Origin of the sequence: Amycolatopsis xylanica, from assembly GCF_900107045.1 — a bacterium.
Classification (GTDB): Bacteria; Actinomycetota; Actinomycetes; order Mycobacteriales; family Pseudonocardiaceae; genus Amycolatopsis; species Amycolatopsis xylanica.
The window spans coordinates 310,346-325,204 of sequence record NZ_FNON01000003.1 but is presented as its reverse complement, the minus strand read 5'-3'; the positions used below and the strand labels follow the sequence as shown (position 1 = coordinate 325,204).

Annotated in this window: 13 protein-coding genes; 3 read left to right on the top strand and 10 right to left on the bottom strand. The window is 69.4% G+C overall.

The features are described from left to right. Positions 1 to 175: 175 nt before the first annotated feature. From BLV57_RS15250 to BLV57_RS15235, 4 genes are all read right to left on the bottom strand, one after another. Positions 176 to 2,665 (bottom strand): glycoside hydrolase family 31 protein, encoded by a 2,490-nt coding sequence (locus BLV57_RS15250; protein ID WP_176968634.1) that lies wholly within the window; start codon positions 2,663 to 2,665, stop codon positions 176 to 178. Between the two features lie 128 nt (positions 2,666 to 2,793). Next, positions 2,794 to 3,201: a hypothetical protein gene (locus BLV57_RS15245; RefSeq protein ID WP_091289398.1), complete on the bottom strand. Its 408-nt coding sequence runs from the start codon at positions 3,199 to 3,201 to the stop codon at positions 2,794 to 2,796. Between the two features lie 34 nt (positions 3,202 to 3,235). Then, complete coding sequence (locus tag BLV57_RS15240; protein WP_091289397.1) at positions 3,236 to 4,459, bottom strand: RNA polymerase sigma factor; 1,224 nt, start codon at positions 4,457 to 4,459, stop codon at positions 3,236 to 3,238. Continuing rightward, positions 4,456 to 4,794 carry a YciI family protein gene (locus BLV57_RS15235; protein ID WP_091289396.1) on the bottom strand — a complete coding sequence of 113 codons (339 nt, stop codon included), beginning with the start codon at positions 4,792 to 4,794 and terminating at the stop codon, positions 4,456 to 4,458. Before BLV57_RS15235 ends, BLV57_RS15240 begins: the two co-directional genes overlap by 4 nt. Positions 4,795 to 4,901: 107 nt before the next feature. Between BLV57_RS15235 and BLV57_RS15230 the strand changes: the two genes are divergently transcribed. Both BLV57_RS15230 and BLV57_RS15225 read left to right on the top strand, forming a co-directional pair. After that, positions 4,902 to 5,702, top strand: a complete 801-nt coding sequence (locus BLV57_RS15230; RefSeq protein WP_245757331.1) for an alpha/beta fold hydrolase — start codon at positions 4,902 to 4,904, stop codon at positions 5,700 to 5,702. 321 nt (positions 5,703 to 6,023) lie between these two features. Beyond that, positions 6,024 to 9,170, top strand: coding sequence for a tetratricopeptide repeat protein (locus BLV57_RS15225; protein ID WP_091289395.1), 3,147 nt, complete (start codon positions 6,024 to 6,026; stop codon positions 9,168 to 9,170). On the opposite strand, the gene BLV57_RS15220 is transcribed toward BLV57_RS15225, so the two are convergent. The 6 genes from BLV57_RS15220 to BLV57_RS15195 form a co-directional block, all read right to left on the bottom strand. Continuing rightward, entirely contained in the window at positions 9,141 to 10,004 is an 864-nt protein-coding gene (locus BLV57_RS15220; protein WP_091289394.1) for an NmrA family NAD(P)-binding protein, read from the bottom strand. The genes BLV57_RS15225 and BLV57_RS15220 overlap by 30 nt on opposite strands. Next, positions 10,001 to 10,735 (bottom strand): SDR family NAD(P)-dependent oxidoreductase, encoded by a 735-nt coding sequence (locus BLV57_RS15215; RefSeq protein ID WP_091289393.1) that lies wholly within the window; start codon positions 10,733 to 10,735, stop codon positions 10,001 to 10,003. Before BLV57_RS15215 ends, BLV57_RS15220 begins: the two co-directional genes overlap by 4 nt. A gap of 2 nt (positions 10,736 to 10,737) precedes the next feature. After that, on the bottom strand, positions 10,738 to 11,685 hold the full coding sequence (locus tag BLV57_RS15210; RefSeq protein ID WP_091289392.1) for an LLM class flavin-dependent oxidoreductase: 948 nt from the start codon (positions 11,683 to 11,685) through the stop codon (positions 10,738 to 10,740). 3 nt (positions 11,686 to 11,688) lie between these two features. After that, positions 11,689 to 12,639, bottom strand: a complete 951-nt coding sequence (locus BLV57_RS15205) for an LLM class F420-dependent oxidoreductase (RefSeq protein ID WP_091289391.1) — start codon at positions 12,637 to 12,639, stop codon at positions 11,689 to 11,691. Positions 12,640 to 12,642: 3 nt separating this feature from the next. Then, on the bottom strand, positions 12,643 to 13,053 hold the full coding sequence (locus tag BLV57_RS15200; protein WP_091289390.1) for an SgcJ/EcaC family oxidoreductase: 411 nt from the start codon (positions 13,051 to 13,053) through the stop codon (positions 12,643 to 12,645). Positions 13,054 to 13,116: 63 nt separating this feature from the next. Next, positions 13,117 to 13,608, bottom strand: a complete 492-nt coding sequence (locus BLV57_RS15195) for an SRPBCC family protein (RefSeq protein ID WP_176968633.1) — start codon at positions 13,606 to 13,608, stop codon at positions 13,117 to 13,119. A 128-nt stretch (positions 13,609 to 13,736) separates the two neighbouring features. On the opposite strand from BLV57_RS15195, the gene BLV57_RS15190 reads away from it, so the two are divergent. Then, complete coding sequence (locus tag BLV57_RS15190) at positions 13,737 to 14,795, top strand: cobalamin-independent methionine synthase II family protein (RefSeq protein WP_091290374.1); 1,059 nt, start codon at positions 13,737 to 13,739, stop codon at positions 14,793 to 14,795. Positions 14,796 to 14,859: the final 64 nt, after the last annotated feature.

Here is a 14,859-nt window from a genome sequence, read left to right as displayed (position 1 = left end):
GAGTGCTTAGACCGGTTAGAACCGGCCGCATCACTCACGATCCCGGCTCCCGTGGCCGGGCTGTGGGCGAGGGGATCCCCTGCTGCATTGAACGCAGCGGGGGATCCCCTCGTTCGAGCGTGAAAAGCTTGCGCGAGTGGTGACTCTGCTCCGTTAGATGCAGCAGAGTTACCACTCACGACACGAGGGTGACTGTGCTCAGGCCGAAGTGAGGGCTGAGCTTGAGGAGGAGGCCGCCGAACGGGCCGGGTTTCATCGACCAGCCAACGGTTTTGTCCGACAGCGAGGCCGTGGTTTCAGGGATCGGGCGGCCGTCGATCAAGACCAGGCGAGGCTTCGCCTGCGTCGCGACCATGACCTGGGTTTCGCGGGGAGCACCGGTCAGGACCAGGTTCGTGGTGCCGTGCGCGGTGTGGCCGAGGAACGTGCCGCCGGTGGGGCTGGTGGCGTGGGTCAGGCCTTCGCCGGGCGCGTAGGTCCAGCCGGTGCGGTCCTCGCGGTCGAGGTCGTTGACGTTCCACGGCTGCGGCCAGACGTCGTCGATGCGCTGGTTGAAGCCGATGGCCGCGCCCGCGCGCAGGTAGAGCGGGAAATCGTCCAAAGTGGAGTTTCGGACGAAGCGCTGGCCACCCGTGACGACCGCTCCGGTGTGCAGGTCGATCCAGTTGCCGGCGGGCAGGTACACGTCGACCGGGGTGGGCTGGCCCGCTGCCGCGTCGGCTTCGTTGCGGTCGGCGGAAACCGGGACGGCGAGGAGGTCCTTGCCGACCATCATGTGCTGGTCGGCCGTCCAGGCCTGCTCGTCGGCCGGGTAGTTGTAGGCGAGGGGACGGGCGATCGGCTCGCCGGTGCGGGATGCCTGCTGGGCGAGGCCGTAGAGATACGGGAACAGGGCGTAGTGCAGCAGGACGCTCTTCTTGAAGCGGGCGACCGTCGCGTCGTCGTACTTCCACGGGGTCGCGTTCCGGCCCGCTCCGCCGACCTCGAAGATCGGCGAAACCGCCGAGAATTGGCTCCAGCGGGTGAAAAGCGTGGGGCTCGGGTAGCCCGAGGGGCCGCCGTTGAAGCCGCCGGTGTCGGTTCCCCAGACCGGGTGGCCGGTGAGCCACATGTTGAGGCCGCGGGTCACCGACAGGCGCATGCCGTCGAAGGTGGCCTGCGGGTCGCCGCCCCACACACCGTTCACAATGGACGGAACACCGGTGTAGCCGCCGCGCCAGAGCATCGTGTACTGGTCGCCGTAGAGCTTGCGCAGCACGTCCACTGTGGCTTGGGCGTAGCGGGTCGGGTTGGTGTTCATCAGGTCGGTGCCGGTGCCCGCGGCGAACTTGGCGTCCTCGAGCTCGAACTCCTCGCCGCGGTCGCCCTTGACCATGTCGATGCCGAGTGAGAAGAGTTTTTCCAGCTTGGCCTTGAAATGCGCGAGCGTGGCCGGGTTGGTCAGGTCGAGCTGCAACGGGTCCGTGGTGCGAGTCGTCTGGATGAACGAGCCCGGCGGGTAGTCGGTGGGCGGGCACGGGCGGCCGCCCGCGACCTCGCGGACGTGCGGGGAGATCCACAGTCCCAAGTGGACACCCATGGCCTTGAGGTCGGCGACCATTTGCTTCGGGTCGGGGAACTGGACCGGGTCGAAGGTCAGCGTGCCGTTGCAGGCCCACTTGGAGTTCTGGCTTTCCTCGGGCAGCTTTGTCGAGGTCTCCCAAGGGTTGTCGATCCATTCGGTCGACATGGGAATGCCGCGGCTGATCATCTGCTTGACGTCGTCGACGACGGTGGCCTGGTCGGCGACCGTGTCACGCCAGTGCGTCAGTGCGAACTGGCGCACCGGCGGCATGGTCGGGTGACCGGCCTTGGCGGTGTACGCGCGGACGACGTCGGACACGCTGCCCGCGTAAAGCTCGTAGTCGAGCCGGTCGGTCTTGAAGCACAGCTGGGTGCGGTCGGGCTGGCCGAGCAGCACCGGGCACGGCGGCGGGCTGGTGTTGCAGTGCGGTGGGTCGTCGACCGCGTTCGGCATGGCGATGCGGCCGATCGCGTCGGTCTCGGGGAAGACGCCATAACCTTGGTTGCTCAGGAAGAACGGGCTGGGCATGCCGCTGCGGTTGCAGCGGTTGAGCGTGCCCGCGCTGGTGAATAGCGCCTTGTTCATCAGGACCTTGTGGCGCAGATCCGTGTACAGCGCGTTGGCGCCGCCGCCGAGGAAGTGCTCGGCGTCGTTCCCGGTGAGCGACTCGTACACCTGCGTCACCCCGGCGGACGGCTCGAAACGCCATTCCACCCGCACGCCGCGCGGGGTCGACTTGACCGAGACGCGCGCGGTGCGGCTCGGCTCGTCCGTGGCGACGGTGTACGTCGCACCGTCGCGGCGCAGCAGGTTCGTCAGCCGATGGGGCGTGCCGTCGGATGTCTGATAGGCCATCCGGCCGCCGGGCCCGGCCGTGTCACCGGCGCTCTGCGCGATCAGCGGACGGCCGTGCGAGGTGAACGAGAGACGGAACGGTGCCTTCTCCACGGACCAGCGAATCGTGTCGCCGGGGCTCTGAGCTGCGGCGGAGGGAACTCCGGTGCCTGCGGCGGCGACGCCGGCGAGCAGCGCCACGGTCGCCATGGCCCGGCGGACACCCCGTGAGCGTCGCCTTCTGATCGTGCGCCGAACACCGTCCATGACGCTCTCCTCCGTTGGCCGAGCCACGGCCGACAGAGTATCCATCCGATGTATCTACGCGAAAGCCCTGGAGAATCGGGTGATATCGCCGTCCATATTGTGCGAATGACGGCCAGACATCACATCACTCAGTAGTCGTCACGCCCGGTGAACGTCTGCTCCAGGATCTCGGCCGCGCCGGCGACCAGCTCGAGCGGATCAAGGAACTCGTTGATGTCCAGGTTGATCAACGGCAGCGAGTGCCGGAGCACGACGTGCTGGCCCATCACGGCCGCGCCGCCGACGACGATCGTGTTGCCGATCTCCTCGAGCACGCTCAGCAGGTCCACCTGGTCGACCGTGGCGAACGGCGTGGCGATCTGGACCCAGTCTTCCTTCTGGTCCAGGATCTCGCGCGCGATGATCATCACCTGCGCCCGCTCTTCGGTGTCCTCGTCGGGCCCGAACGAGATCCGGATCCGGATCTCATCGGGCGAATCCCGCACCACCCGGTAGCTCTGCCGGATGAACGTAGCCAGATCTCCCCAAGTAGCCACGAAAAAGCGTCCTCTCGCTCAGCGAAAGGCAATCCTAGCCACCGGCTTCGAGTTCTCCGAGACGGCGCCGCAGATAGCCGCGCTCGGCCTCGTTCGACGTATGGGCGAGCGCCGTCCGGTACGCCTCGGCGGCGGGCGCCGACCGGCCCGCGCGGCGCAGGAGATCGGCGCGGGCCGCGTGCAGCAGGTGATCACGGCGGCCGAGGTCGTCCAGCAACGCCAGCCCGGCGTCCGGCCCCGACGACATCGCCACCGCGATGGCCCGGTTCAGCGCCACCGTCGGCGACGGGACTTGAGCCGACAAGGCGTCGTACAGCAGGGTGATCCGTGCCCAGTCGGTGTCGGCGGCGGTCGGCGCGATGGCGTGGCAGGCCGCGATCATCGCCTGAAGCTGATACGGCCCAACGTTTTCGTGCCGCGCGGCGTGGCGCAGCTCGGTCAGCCCGGCGGCGATCATGGACTGGTCCCACTGGGCGCGGTCCTGCTCCTCCAACGGGACCAGCGCGCCGTCGGGCGACACGCGCGTCGCCGCCCGCGCGTGCTGGAGCAGCGTGAGCGCGTGCAGGCCGCGGGCTTCCGGGTCGTCCGGCACCAGCTCGGCGACCAGTGCCGCCAGGCGGATCGCCTCGTGTGCCAGGTCCGGCCGGAGCAGGTCCGCGCCGGAGGTGGCGACGTAACCCTCGTTGAACACCAGATAGATCACGGCGAGCACGGCGTGGGTGCGGTGCGGCAACAGGTGCGCGGGCGGTATCCGGTAAGGGATCCCGGCGTCGCGGATCTTCTGCTTCGCGCGGGCCAGGCGCTTGGCCATGGTCGCCTCCGGCACGCCGAACGCGCGGGCGACCTCGGCCGTGGACAGGCCGGTGAGCGTCCGCAACGCGAGCGACACCCGCGCTTCGAACGCGAGCGCGGGGTGGCAGCAGGTGAAGATCAGCCGCAGCCGTTCGTCGCCGATCCCGCTCTCGTCCTGATCGGCGGCGAACGGCTCCTCGGTCACGGCGAGCTGCCGGAGTTTCGCCTCACCGAGCGTGGCACGGCGCAGCCGGTCGATCGCGAGCCTGCGGGCCGTCGTGAGCAGCCACGCGCCGGGACGATCGGGGACGCCGTCGCGCGGCCAGGTGCGCAAGGCGCGGGCGAACGCCTCCTGGGCGCACTCCTCGGCGAGGTCCCAATCGCCCGCCCAGCCGATGAGGGTGGCGACCAGCTGACCCCACTCCTCCTGGAACGCCGAGGTGAGCGCGTCGGAGACAGCCGTCATGGCTCGCGCACGGGCCGGATCTCGACCTGCCCGACCGAGCACGCCGGGTGCGCGGCGGCGATCTCGATCGCCTCGTCGAGGTTGTCGACCTCGATCAGCGCGAACCCGCCGATCTGCTCCTTGGCCTCGATATAGGGACCGTCCGTCAGCAGCACCTCGTCGCCGCGCACGCGCACGGTCGTCGCGGTCCGGCTGGGCCGCAGCCCTTCGTGCGCGCGGATCACGCCCCGCTCGACGAGGTCGTCCATCCACGCGCCGAAGGCCCGCATGCCCTCCTCGCTCACCTCGTCCCCGACCTCGGTCTCATCCGCGCTGATCATCAGCAGGTAGCGCACCGTCGTCCTCCTTTTCGCGAAAAGTTTCGGCTGAGGTGTCCATCCCGGTCCTGGTGGTTCGTCGTCGTGGCGAGACGATAGAACAATCGATCAAGGGAGACCCGCTCATGCCTACCGTGACCTCCGCCGATGGCACCGAGATCGCCTATGACCGGGCCGGCGACGGACCGCTGATCGTGTTCGTTCCCGGCGTGTTCAACGACCGCACCACGTGCGCGGCGCTCGCGGAGCACCTGCGCGATCGCTACACCGTCGTGTGCCCCGACCGGCGTGGCCGCGGCGACAGCGGGGACGTCATCGCGCCGTCGGACGCCGCGTCCTACGACGTCCAGCGGGAGATCGAGGACCTGGAGGCGGTCATCGCGGCCGAGGGTGGCGACGCCGCGGTGTTCGGCTTCTCGTCCGGCGCGATCCTGGCGCTCATGGCCGCGGCCGCCGGGGCGCCGATCACCAAGCTGGCTTTGTACGAACCACCGTTCGCGCTCGGCGGGCTCGCCGGTTCGGCGCGGGACGGCCTCCCCGGCCGGTTGGCCGCCCTCATCGCGGACGGACGGCCCGGTGACGCGGTGGCCACCATGCAGATCGAGGGCGTCGGCCTGCCGCCGGAGCTGGTGGAGCAGATCCGGCGTTCGCCGCTGTGGCCCCGGCTCGAAGCACTGGCACAGACCGTGGTCTACGACGCGACCATCACCCGCGCGCCGAACCTGCCGACACCTCAAATGGCTCAGCTGGATCTTCCGACGCTCGTGCTCAGCGGCGCCGAGTCCTGGGAAGGGGTGCGCACCGCGACGAAGGCGCTCCCCGCGCACCTCGCGCGGGCTCAGCATGTCGAGGTGCCCGGCGGCGCGGGCCACGAAATCCCGGCCGAGGCCACCGCGAAGCTGGTCGATGCCTTTCTCCGCGCATAAAACAGAGCCCGTCGACCTGGCTGGGTGGCCGACGGGTTCCGTCTCGAGCCGTGACGCCCGTAGTGAGGTGCACCCGTCGTACCCCACGCCACGGCTGGCCCTCGGTGTCGCGCTCCGCCCTCGGGTCTCCCGTCCCAAGCGCCCCTTGAGGTTAAGCAACCGGGATGGAGGCGACCCTGTACCGGCGCTGGACGTCGTCACCTCGCCACACAGCTGGGCCTGATCTGCGGAAATAGGCACAGGACTCGATTGGCGGTGGCGCGGGACCGGCATCTTCGGTGATGCTGCAGCGGCAGGGTCGCGGCACACGATGGGAAGCACATGGCGGACAACTGGCTGCGGGAGCGCCGGATCGGCGCGGGGCTGACCCAGTCGCAGCTGGCCGAGCGGGCCGGCGTGAGCCTGCGCGCGCTGCGCAACGCCGAGCTGGGCAGCGTGGTGCGCTCGCGGTCGGAGACCACGCGCAGGCTGCTGGCGGTGCTCGGCGAGGACGAGGCCGTGCGGATCGGTGTGCTGGGGCCGCTGACCCTGCGCAGCGGGGACACGCCGGTGGAACTCGGCGCGGCGAAACAGCGCTGGCTGCTGGGTTTGCTGGCGCTGCAGCCGAACCAGGTGGTGCGGCGGGCCGAGATCGTCGAGCTGATCTGGGGCGACGATCCGCCCGCGACCTGGCCGAACCTGGTCCACACCTATGTCGCGCGGGTGCGCAAGGCGCTGGGGCGGCAGGAGATCGTGACCACCGGCGGCGGGTACCGGCTCGAAGCCGACGAGGATCAGCTGGATCTGCTGCGGTTCGACGCGGAGGTGGCGCGCGGTGAGGCCGCCGAGGATCCGGTCGCGGCCGAGCGGCATTACCGCGCCGCGCTCGAAGTGTGGCGTGGTCCGGTGCTGGCCGGGGAGGACCGGTTCCGGCAGCATCCGGTGTGCCGGGCGGTCGCCGGGCGGCGGCTCGCGGCGGTGCTCGCGTACGCGGACATCGCGCTGAGCTTGGGAAAGTATGAAGAGGCCGCGGAGCAGCTGCGGGCGATCACCGCCGAGGAGCCGCTACACGAGGGTGCGCACGCGCGGCTGATGCTCGCGCTCGCGGGCGCCGGGCAGCAGGTGGCGGCGCTGCGGTTGTTCGACGACATGCGGCGCGGGCTCGCCACGGAACTCGGGATCGAGCCTGGTACTGAGCTGCAGGAAGCCCAGCTGCGGGTGCTGCGCCGCAGTGTCCGAAGTGGACCGAAACGGCCCGCGCAGCTGCCGGGCGACGTCGCGGGGTTCACCGGCAGGGCCGAGCATGTGGCCGAGCTGGACCGGCTGCTCGTCGACGACGGGCAGGCCGTGCGGATCGCCGTCGTCTCGGGGACGGCAGGGGTCGGCAAGACGGCGCTCGCCGTGCACTGGGCGCACCGCGTCCGCGAACGGTTCCCCGACGGGCAGCTCTACCTCGACCTGCGCGGATACGGCCCCGAACGGCCGGTCGAGCCGGGTGACGCGCTGTCCGGGTTCCTGCGCGCGCTGGGCGTCGACGGCGCGGACATCCCGGCGGAGCCGGACGAGCGGGCCGCGAAGTTCCGGACCGTCCTGAATGGACTCAAGGTGCTGCTCGTGCTGGACAACGCCGGGTCCGTGCACCAGATCAGGCCGTTGCTGCCGGGCACGCCGACGTGCTCGGTGGTGGTCACCAGCCGCGACACGCTGCCGGGCCTGGTCGCCAGGCACGGCGCGCGACGGGTGGGCGTCGACCTGCTCGAACCCGATGAGGGCTTAGGCCTGCTGAAGACCTTGGTGGACGACCGGGTCGACGCCGAACCGCGCGCCGCCCGCGAGCTGGTCGACTACTGCGTCCGGCTGCCGCTGGCGGTGCGGCTGGTCGCGGAGCTGGCGATCAGCAGGCCGGGCGCGCGGCTCGAAGCACTCGCCGCCGAACTCGCCGACGAGCGGCGGCGGCTCGATCTGCTCGACGGGGGCGGTGATCCGCAGACCGCCGTGCGGGCGGTGTTCTCCTGGTCGTACCGGCATCTTCCGGCGGACGCGGCACGCGTGTTCCGGCTCTGGGGCCTGCATCCCGGGCGGGATTTCAGCACGCCGGCGACCGCGGCGCTGGCCGGTGTGGCCGTCGACGAGGCGAGCCGGTTGACGGATCTGCTGGTCAGGACCCATCTCGTGCAGCAGACCGTGCCCGGCCGGTTCCAGCTGCACGACCTGCTCCGGGTCTACGCTGGCGAGCTGGCGGCGGAGTGGGCCGTCGACGGGCGCGAGGCGTTGAGCAGGCTGTGCGACTACTACGTCTACGCCGCGTCACGGGCGGTCGACGTGGTCGTGCCACAGGAGAAGCATCTGCGGCCAAACATTCCCTTGCCGGAGAACAAGATCGTCGACTGGCCCGACCGCGCGACCGCGCACGCCTGGCTGGAGGCCGAGCGGGCGAACCTGCTGGCGGTCGCCGGGACCGGCACCGGCTACCTCAGGCAGCTGTCCGGGATCCTGTGGCACTACCTCGACGTCGGCGGCTATCACGAGGACGCGCTCGAACTGCACACGCACGCCTCCGCGATCGCGCAGGAGACCGGCGATCGCGCGAGCGAAGTGGACTCGCTGACGTTGCTCGGGCTCGGCTATTGGCGCGTCGGCCGGTGCCGGGAAGCGTTGCGCCATCTGGAGCAGGCGCTGGCCATCGCCCGCGAAACCGGGAACGTGCACCGGGAAAGCTACGTGCTCAACACACTCGGCCTCGTGTGCCGTGGGCTGGGCCGGTTCGGCGACGCGCTGCTCTACCTGCGGCGCGCGCTGGAACTCGCGCGGGAATCCGGCGACCGCACCAGCGAGGGACTCGTGCTGGTCGTGCTCGGCTGCGGCTGCCGGGGGATGGGCCTTTTCGACGAGGCTGTCACGCATCTGGAGCGCGCGCTCCAGCTCGCGCTGGAAATGGGGGACAAGACCAGCGAGGGCTACGCGCGTGTCAACCTCGGCGACGTGCTCGGCGCGCTCGGCAGGCGCGAGGAGGCGATCCAGCTGCTGGAGGAGGGCATCGAGCACTTCCGTGAGACCGGCACGCACACGAGCGTCGGCTACGCGCGCGGCATGCTCGGCGACATCTATCGCGCGCTCGGGCACTACGACACGGCGTTGACGCAGCTGGACGAGGCGCTGAAGATCGCGCGGGAAACCGGCGGGCGGGTCAACGAAAGCGTCGCGCTGAAGAACATCGGCGACGTGTACCGCGACCAGGGCCGGTTCGACGAGGCGCTCGAACACCTCGAAGACGCGCTCGCGATCACCAAGGAAACCGGGGACCGCGGCGTGGAAACCCGGGTGCTCAACAGTTTCGGCGCGCTCGCGCAGGCGCGCGGCGAGCCCGCCGAAGCGGCCGGTCACTACCGCGAGGCACTGGCCATCGCGATCGAGACCGGCTGCCGCAGCGAACGCGCCATCGCCTACGCCGGGCTCAAGTCACCGGAATATGTCGAGATGCGCGGCTAACCACTCGTCGAAGGTGTGCGGCGGCCTGCCGACGACCTCGGCGAACACCGGCAGCACCTTCTTGGCCTGGATCCGGAACTCCTCGCGGCCCAGGTTGCCGAGCGTGGTCTCGACCACGAGCGGCTGGCGGCCCGCCTTCTTGACCGCGCCGAGCAGCGCCGGGATCGGCACCTCGACCAGCTCGATGTCCCGGCCGAGCGCGGCGGCGATCTTGCCGACCCGCTCGGCGACCGTCAGCGCCTCCGGCCCGCCGAAGCGGTAGGTCTTGCCCTCGTGGCCCGGCGTGGTCAGCACGGTGACCGCCATCGCGGCGACGTCGCGCGGATCCACGACCGCGACCGCGGGTTCGGTGCTGGCCCAGAACACCTTGCCCTGCGTCTTGATCTGATTGGCCCACAGCCGCACGTTCGACATGAACTCGCCGGGCCGCAGGAACGTCCACGCCGGACCGCCCGGCCGGGCGGCGACCTGGCGCAGCGTCCGCTCGCCCGCGAGATGCCAGGTGCTGACGAGGTCGCTGAACCCGTACTCGGCGCCGATGATCGACAGCTTCACGATGTGCTTGACGCCCGCGTCGGCCGCCGTGGTCGCGAGATTCGCGTCGTGCAGCGGGGTTTCCGGGCCGCCGGTGGTCAGCAGGAACACCTTCTCGACCCCGGACAGCGCCGCCGCCAGCGACTCCCGGTCACCGAGGTCGCCCTGGACCACCTTGACCTGCGGGCTGAGCGCGGCCTCGCGATCGCGTACCAGCGCCCGCACGTCCTCGCCCGCTTCGAGCAGCTGGGCCGTCACGTGCCGCCCGACCACGCCGGTCGCGCCGATCACCAGGATCATGCCGTGCTCCCTCCGTCGATCACGATGTCCGAGCCGACCGCGTAGCCCGCGTCCGGCGAAGCGAGCCACAGCACGGTGCCGACCACCTCGGCCAGGCTGCCGACCCGGCCGATCGGGACGGCGGTCTTGAGCCGTTCGGTCTGCTGGTCCACGTTCTCGCCGCGGATCAGCGAGAACGGCGTGGCGATCGGGCCGGGGCTGACCGAGTTGATCCGGATGCCCGCGCCGATGTTCTCGAGCGCGGCGGTCCTGGTCATCGCGGTGATCGCCGCCTTGGCCGCGCCGTACGCGCCGGTGCCGGGAATCCCCTTGCGCGAGCCGATGATCGAGGACATGTTGACGATCACCCCGCCGCCGTGTGAGCGCATGTGGCGGATCTCGTGCTTCATCGACAGCCATGTGCAGGTGGCCACCGAAAGCGCGCGCGACCAGGAGTCGAGGTCGAGATCGGCGAGCGGGCCGCCGACCATCAGGCCCGCGTTGTTGAACGCGATGTCCAGCGCGCCGTGCCGGTCGACCGTGGCCGCGACCATCGCGGCGGCGTCGGCCTCCTGGGTGAGATCGGCGACCACGTAGGTCGCGTCGATCTCCTTGGCCGTCTGCTTGACCGGCTCCTCGTCGATGCCCGCGACCACCACGGTCGCGCCCTCGGCGGCGAACGCGTGCGCCGCCGCCCTGCCGATGCCGGTGCCGCCGCCGGTGACCAGCGCGACCTTGCCGTCGAACCGCATGGTCAGGCCCCCTTCACCGCGGGGACGACCTCGTCGGCCAGCGTCCTGACCTGCCGGTCGTAGTGGTCGAACGAGCCGACCCTGATGACGATGTGGCGCGCGCCCGCGTCGGCGTAGTCGCTGATCCAGCGGATGAACGCCGGCGCCGAACCGCCGAAGTACAGCTGGTACGCGGACATCGGCGCGAGCGGCAGGTTGTTGTAGCGGCGCGTGAAATCTTCCAGGCCCGCCATCGCGTCCTGCTTGCTGTTGCTCAGGTTCACCGTGACGTACACCGACGTGCTGATCGCCGCCGGGTCACGCCCGGTGATGCACGCGGTGTCGCGGATGGCCTTGAGAGACTCGGCGTACTTGGCCGGGGTGCTCAGCACGGGCATCCAGCCGTCGTAAAGCTTGCCGGTCCTGGCGACGGCCTTCGGCTTTCCATTGCTGCCAAGCCAGATCGACGGTCCGCCCTGTTGCAAAGGTGGCGACTGGTCTCTTAAAGCTTGGTAGTCGTGGTACTCGCCGACGTAGTCGCCGTCTTCGCCACGCCATGCGCGCTTGAAGAACCTGATCATCTCGTCGACGCGGGCGGCCCGCTCGTCGTACCGCATGGTGACCGCGTCGCGTTCCGCCTTGACCGGCAACGGGTTCCCGGTGCCGATCGCGAGCTTCAGCCTGCCGCCACTGCACTGGTCGAGTGTGACGATCGTGTGCGCGAGCAGGATCGGGTCCCGCAACACGGCGGTCAGCGCCGCGGTGCCGACGGTGACGTGCTCGGTCACCGAGGCGAGCGCGGCCAGCAGTGTCAAGGGTTCCAGCCGATGCCGCGCGACGAACGAGTCACCCGTCCAGAGCGAATCGAAGCCGAAGTCCTCGATCTGGCGCGCCATCTTGAGCAGCGGCGCGGCGTCGGTGGCGCCCTTGATCGCGATTTCCCTGACGGGCAGAGCGATCCCGATCTCCATGGCTCACCCGCCCATGAATTCTTCGGCGAACCGCAGGTACGTGTCGGGGTTCTCCGGGAAGGCGAAGCTGATCGCCAGCTCCTGCGCGCCGGCGTCCTCGTAGGCCTTGAGACGGTCACGGATGGTCTTGGCGTTGCCGACCAGCCCGTAGTCGCGGACGTCGCCGGGGAAGACCGCGGGCGTCCACGGCGCGACCAGCGTCTGGGCCTCCTCGTCGGAGTCCGCGAACACGCAGTGGGTCTGCACCGTGCGGTGGATCTCGTCGTAGTTCCGGCCGACGGCCTCGCAGTGCTTCTTGAGCACCTCGAACTTGTGCCGCATCCCGATCGGGTCCTGCGTGATGTTGCACATGTCGGCGTACTGCGCCACCAGCTTGAGCGTGACCTGCTCGCCCTCACCCGCGATCATCAGCGGGATGTGCGGCTGCTGGATGCCCTTCGGCTGGTTGATCGCCTTCTTGACCTGGTAGTACTCACCGTCGAAAGTGGTCTCCAGCTCCGTCCACAGTGACAGGATGATCTGCACGGCCTCGCGCAGGCGCTTGAGGCGCTCCGGGGCCGCACGGAACTCGTAGCCGTACGCGTCGTAGTCCGGCTGGTGCCAGCCCGCGCCGATCCCGAAGGTGTACCGGCCGTGGCCGAGAACGTCCACAGTGGACGCCATCTTGGCCTGCAGCGCGGGGTTGCGGTAGTCGTTGCAGGTGACCATCTGGCCGATGCGGATGCGGCTGGTGTCCCGCAGCAGCGCCGCGACCGTGGTCCACGACTCGAACAGGTGATGCTGCTCGGAGGTCGCGGTGTGCAGGTGATCGGCCACCCAGACGGTGTCGAACCCGCACGCCTCCACGGTCTGCGCGACGGCGGTCAGCGTCTCGTACGCCTCGATCGGGTCGCAGAACGCGCCCAGCTCGTGCACGAAACCCTGCGGCAGGAAGATGCTGTACTTGAGCGCCATGACTCACGCCCCCGGGAGAGTGGTGTCCGCGGTGCGGGTGTTCTGGTACGCCGCGATGAGCCAGGTGTTCTCTTCCTTGACCATCACCCAGATCGCGCGGAAGGCGCGCTCGGGCGCCGGCACGGTCTCGCCCGGTGCCAGCACCCCGCCCTCGGTGATCACGAACGCGGCGTCGCGGCCCAGCGGGCGCACCTTGGTGATGTTCTGCAGCAGCGTCGTGCCTTTGTGCGCGGTGGCGAACTGCTGCGTCAAGACCGCGCGGATGACCTCGCGCCCCGCGAAGAAACGGTCACCGGAGAGCGTCAGGGTGGCGTCCTCGGTGTAGGCGTCCGCGAAGGCGTCGCCGTCGTTGGCGGCCCATGCCTTGCCGACGGTCTCGACCAGTTCTCGTAGGGCGGTCTCGTCCACGCTCATGAAGATTCTCCTCCAGTTCGGCCAGGTGGTGCCCGGCGTTCCCAGAGCATCGTCCGACAGGCGCTAAGCCGCGGACGTCTTCCTTCTTGCCCACTGGATCTCCGCCTCGGCCTTGAGCGCGGCGAGCGTGTACTCGATGGAGAAGGTGTTGAACCCGGGACGATCGGCGCGGCCGGTGACCTTCGGGCCGAGGAAGCGGCGCACGAAGACACTGCCGACGCGGTACCAGTTCTCGGTGAGCTCGCAGCCGGTGGCGGTCGCGGTGACCACGTACTCCCAGCGCGAGACGCGGACGCCGAACGGGGAGCGGACGTCGAAGGTGAACCGCAGGCCCGGTCTGCAGTGGACGATCTTGACCCTGGTGTGCCACTGCTTCTTGCCGTTGCGGTTGGTGCCGCGGAACCGGGCGCCGACGGCGGGCCCGTCGGCGTCGACCCAGTGGCCGCCGACGTTCTCGGGGCTGAACCGGCCCATGCGGGGGAGATCGCTCAGCAGCGACCAGACGGTGAGCGGGTCGGCGGCGATGTGGATGCTGCGGGTGATCGACGGTTCCACGCGGTCCACGGTGACAGCGCGGCTCGCGGGCGGCAAGGCGGTAGGTCATTGTGCGCAGGAAGTAAGAAAGGACGTGTAGCGCATTCGGCGGTACCGCGGTGATCGAAGATCGAGAAAACATTCTCGCCATGCACATTCCCACAGAGCCCATCGGCAGTATCCCGCGTCCCGCTTTCCTGCTGGAGGGACTTGGTGACTTCGCGGCCGGAAAAATTACCGCGGAAGCACTTGCGAAACTCGAAGAGTCCGCACTCGTCGACACGATCACCCGGTTCGAAGCAACCGGTTCACCGGTCATCACCGATGGTGAGCAAGGAAAACCCAGCTTCGCGACCTATCCACTGGCGGGGCTGGACCTGGCGCCCGACGGCGCGGTCATCCCGTTCGCGGACGGTCACACCCGTCAGCTACCGCGATTGACCGCTGGGCCGTTCCGGTACGGTATTTATGCCGACACGTATTTGGCGAAAGCGCTCGTGCACGCTTCGAAGCCGGTCAAGCAGGCCGTTATCGCGGCCTCGGCACTGAGCTTGATCTATCCGGCGGACGGTATCGACGGCTATTCGCGCGAGCAGTTCGTCGCCGACCTGGTCGACGGCACCGCCGCCGACATCCGCCGAGCGCTCGACGGCGGCGCGGACAGCGTCCAGATCGACTTCACCGAGGGCAGGCTCTCGCTGAAGCTCGACCCGTCCGGCGGGCTCCTGCAATCCTTTGTGGACCTGAACAACGCGGTGCTCGACCGGTTCTCGGCCGAGGAACGCAAAAAGATCGGCGTGCACACCTGCCCCGGCGGCGACCAGGACTCGGTGCACAGCCTCGACGTCGACTACTCCGGGCTGCTGCCCGCGCTCTTCCAGCTCCACGCCGGCAACTTCTACATCGCTTTGGCGGGCGAGGACGACCCTCGGAAGGTGCTCGCCACGATCGCCGAGTACTCCCAGCCGGAGCAGCGCATCTTCGTCGGCGTCACCAACCCGATCGACCCGCGCGTCGAGACCGCCGAAGAAGTCCGCGACCGCGTGCTCCAGGCCGCCGAGTACATCAGCCCCGACCGCCTGGGCACCTGCGACGACTGCGGCTTCTCACCCTTCGCCGACGACACCTCTACCTCCCGCGACATAGCCTTCGCCAAGATCCAGGCCCGAGTCGACGGCACCCGCCTCGCCGCCGAATCCCTCACCTGACCCCAGTGGTCGAAAGCCCGAAAGCCACTTTCGTCAGATAGGACCTGACGAAAGTGGCTTTCGG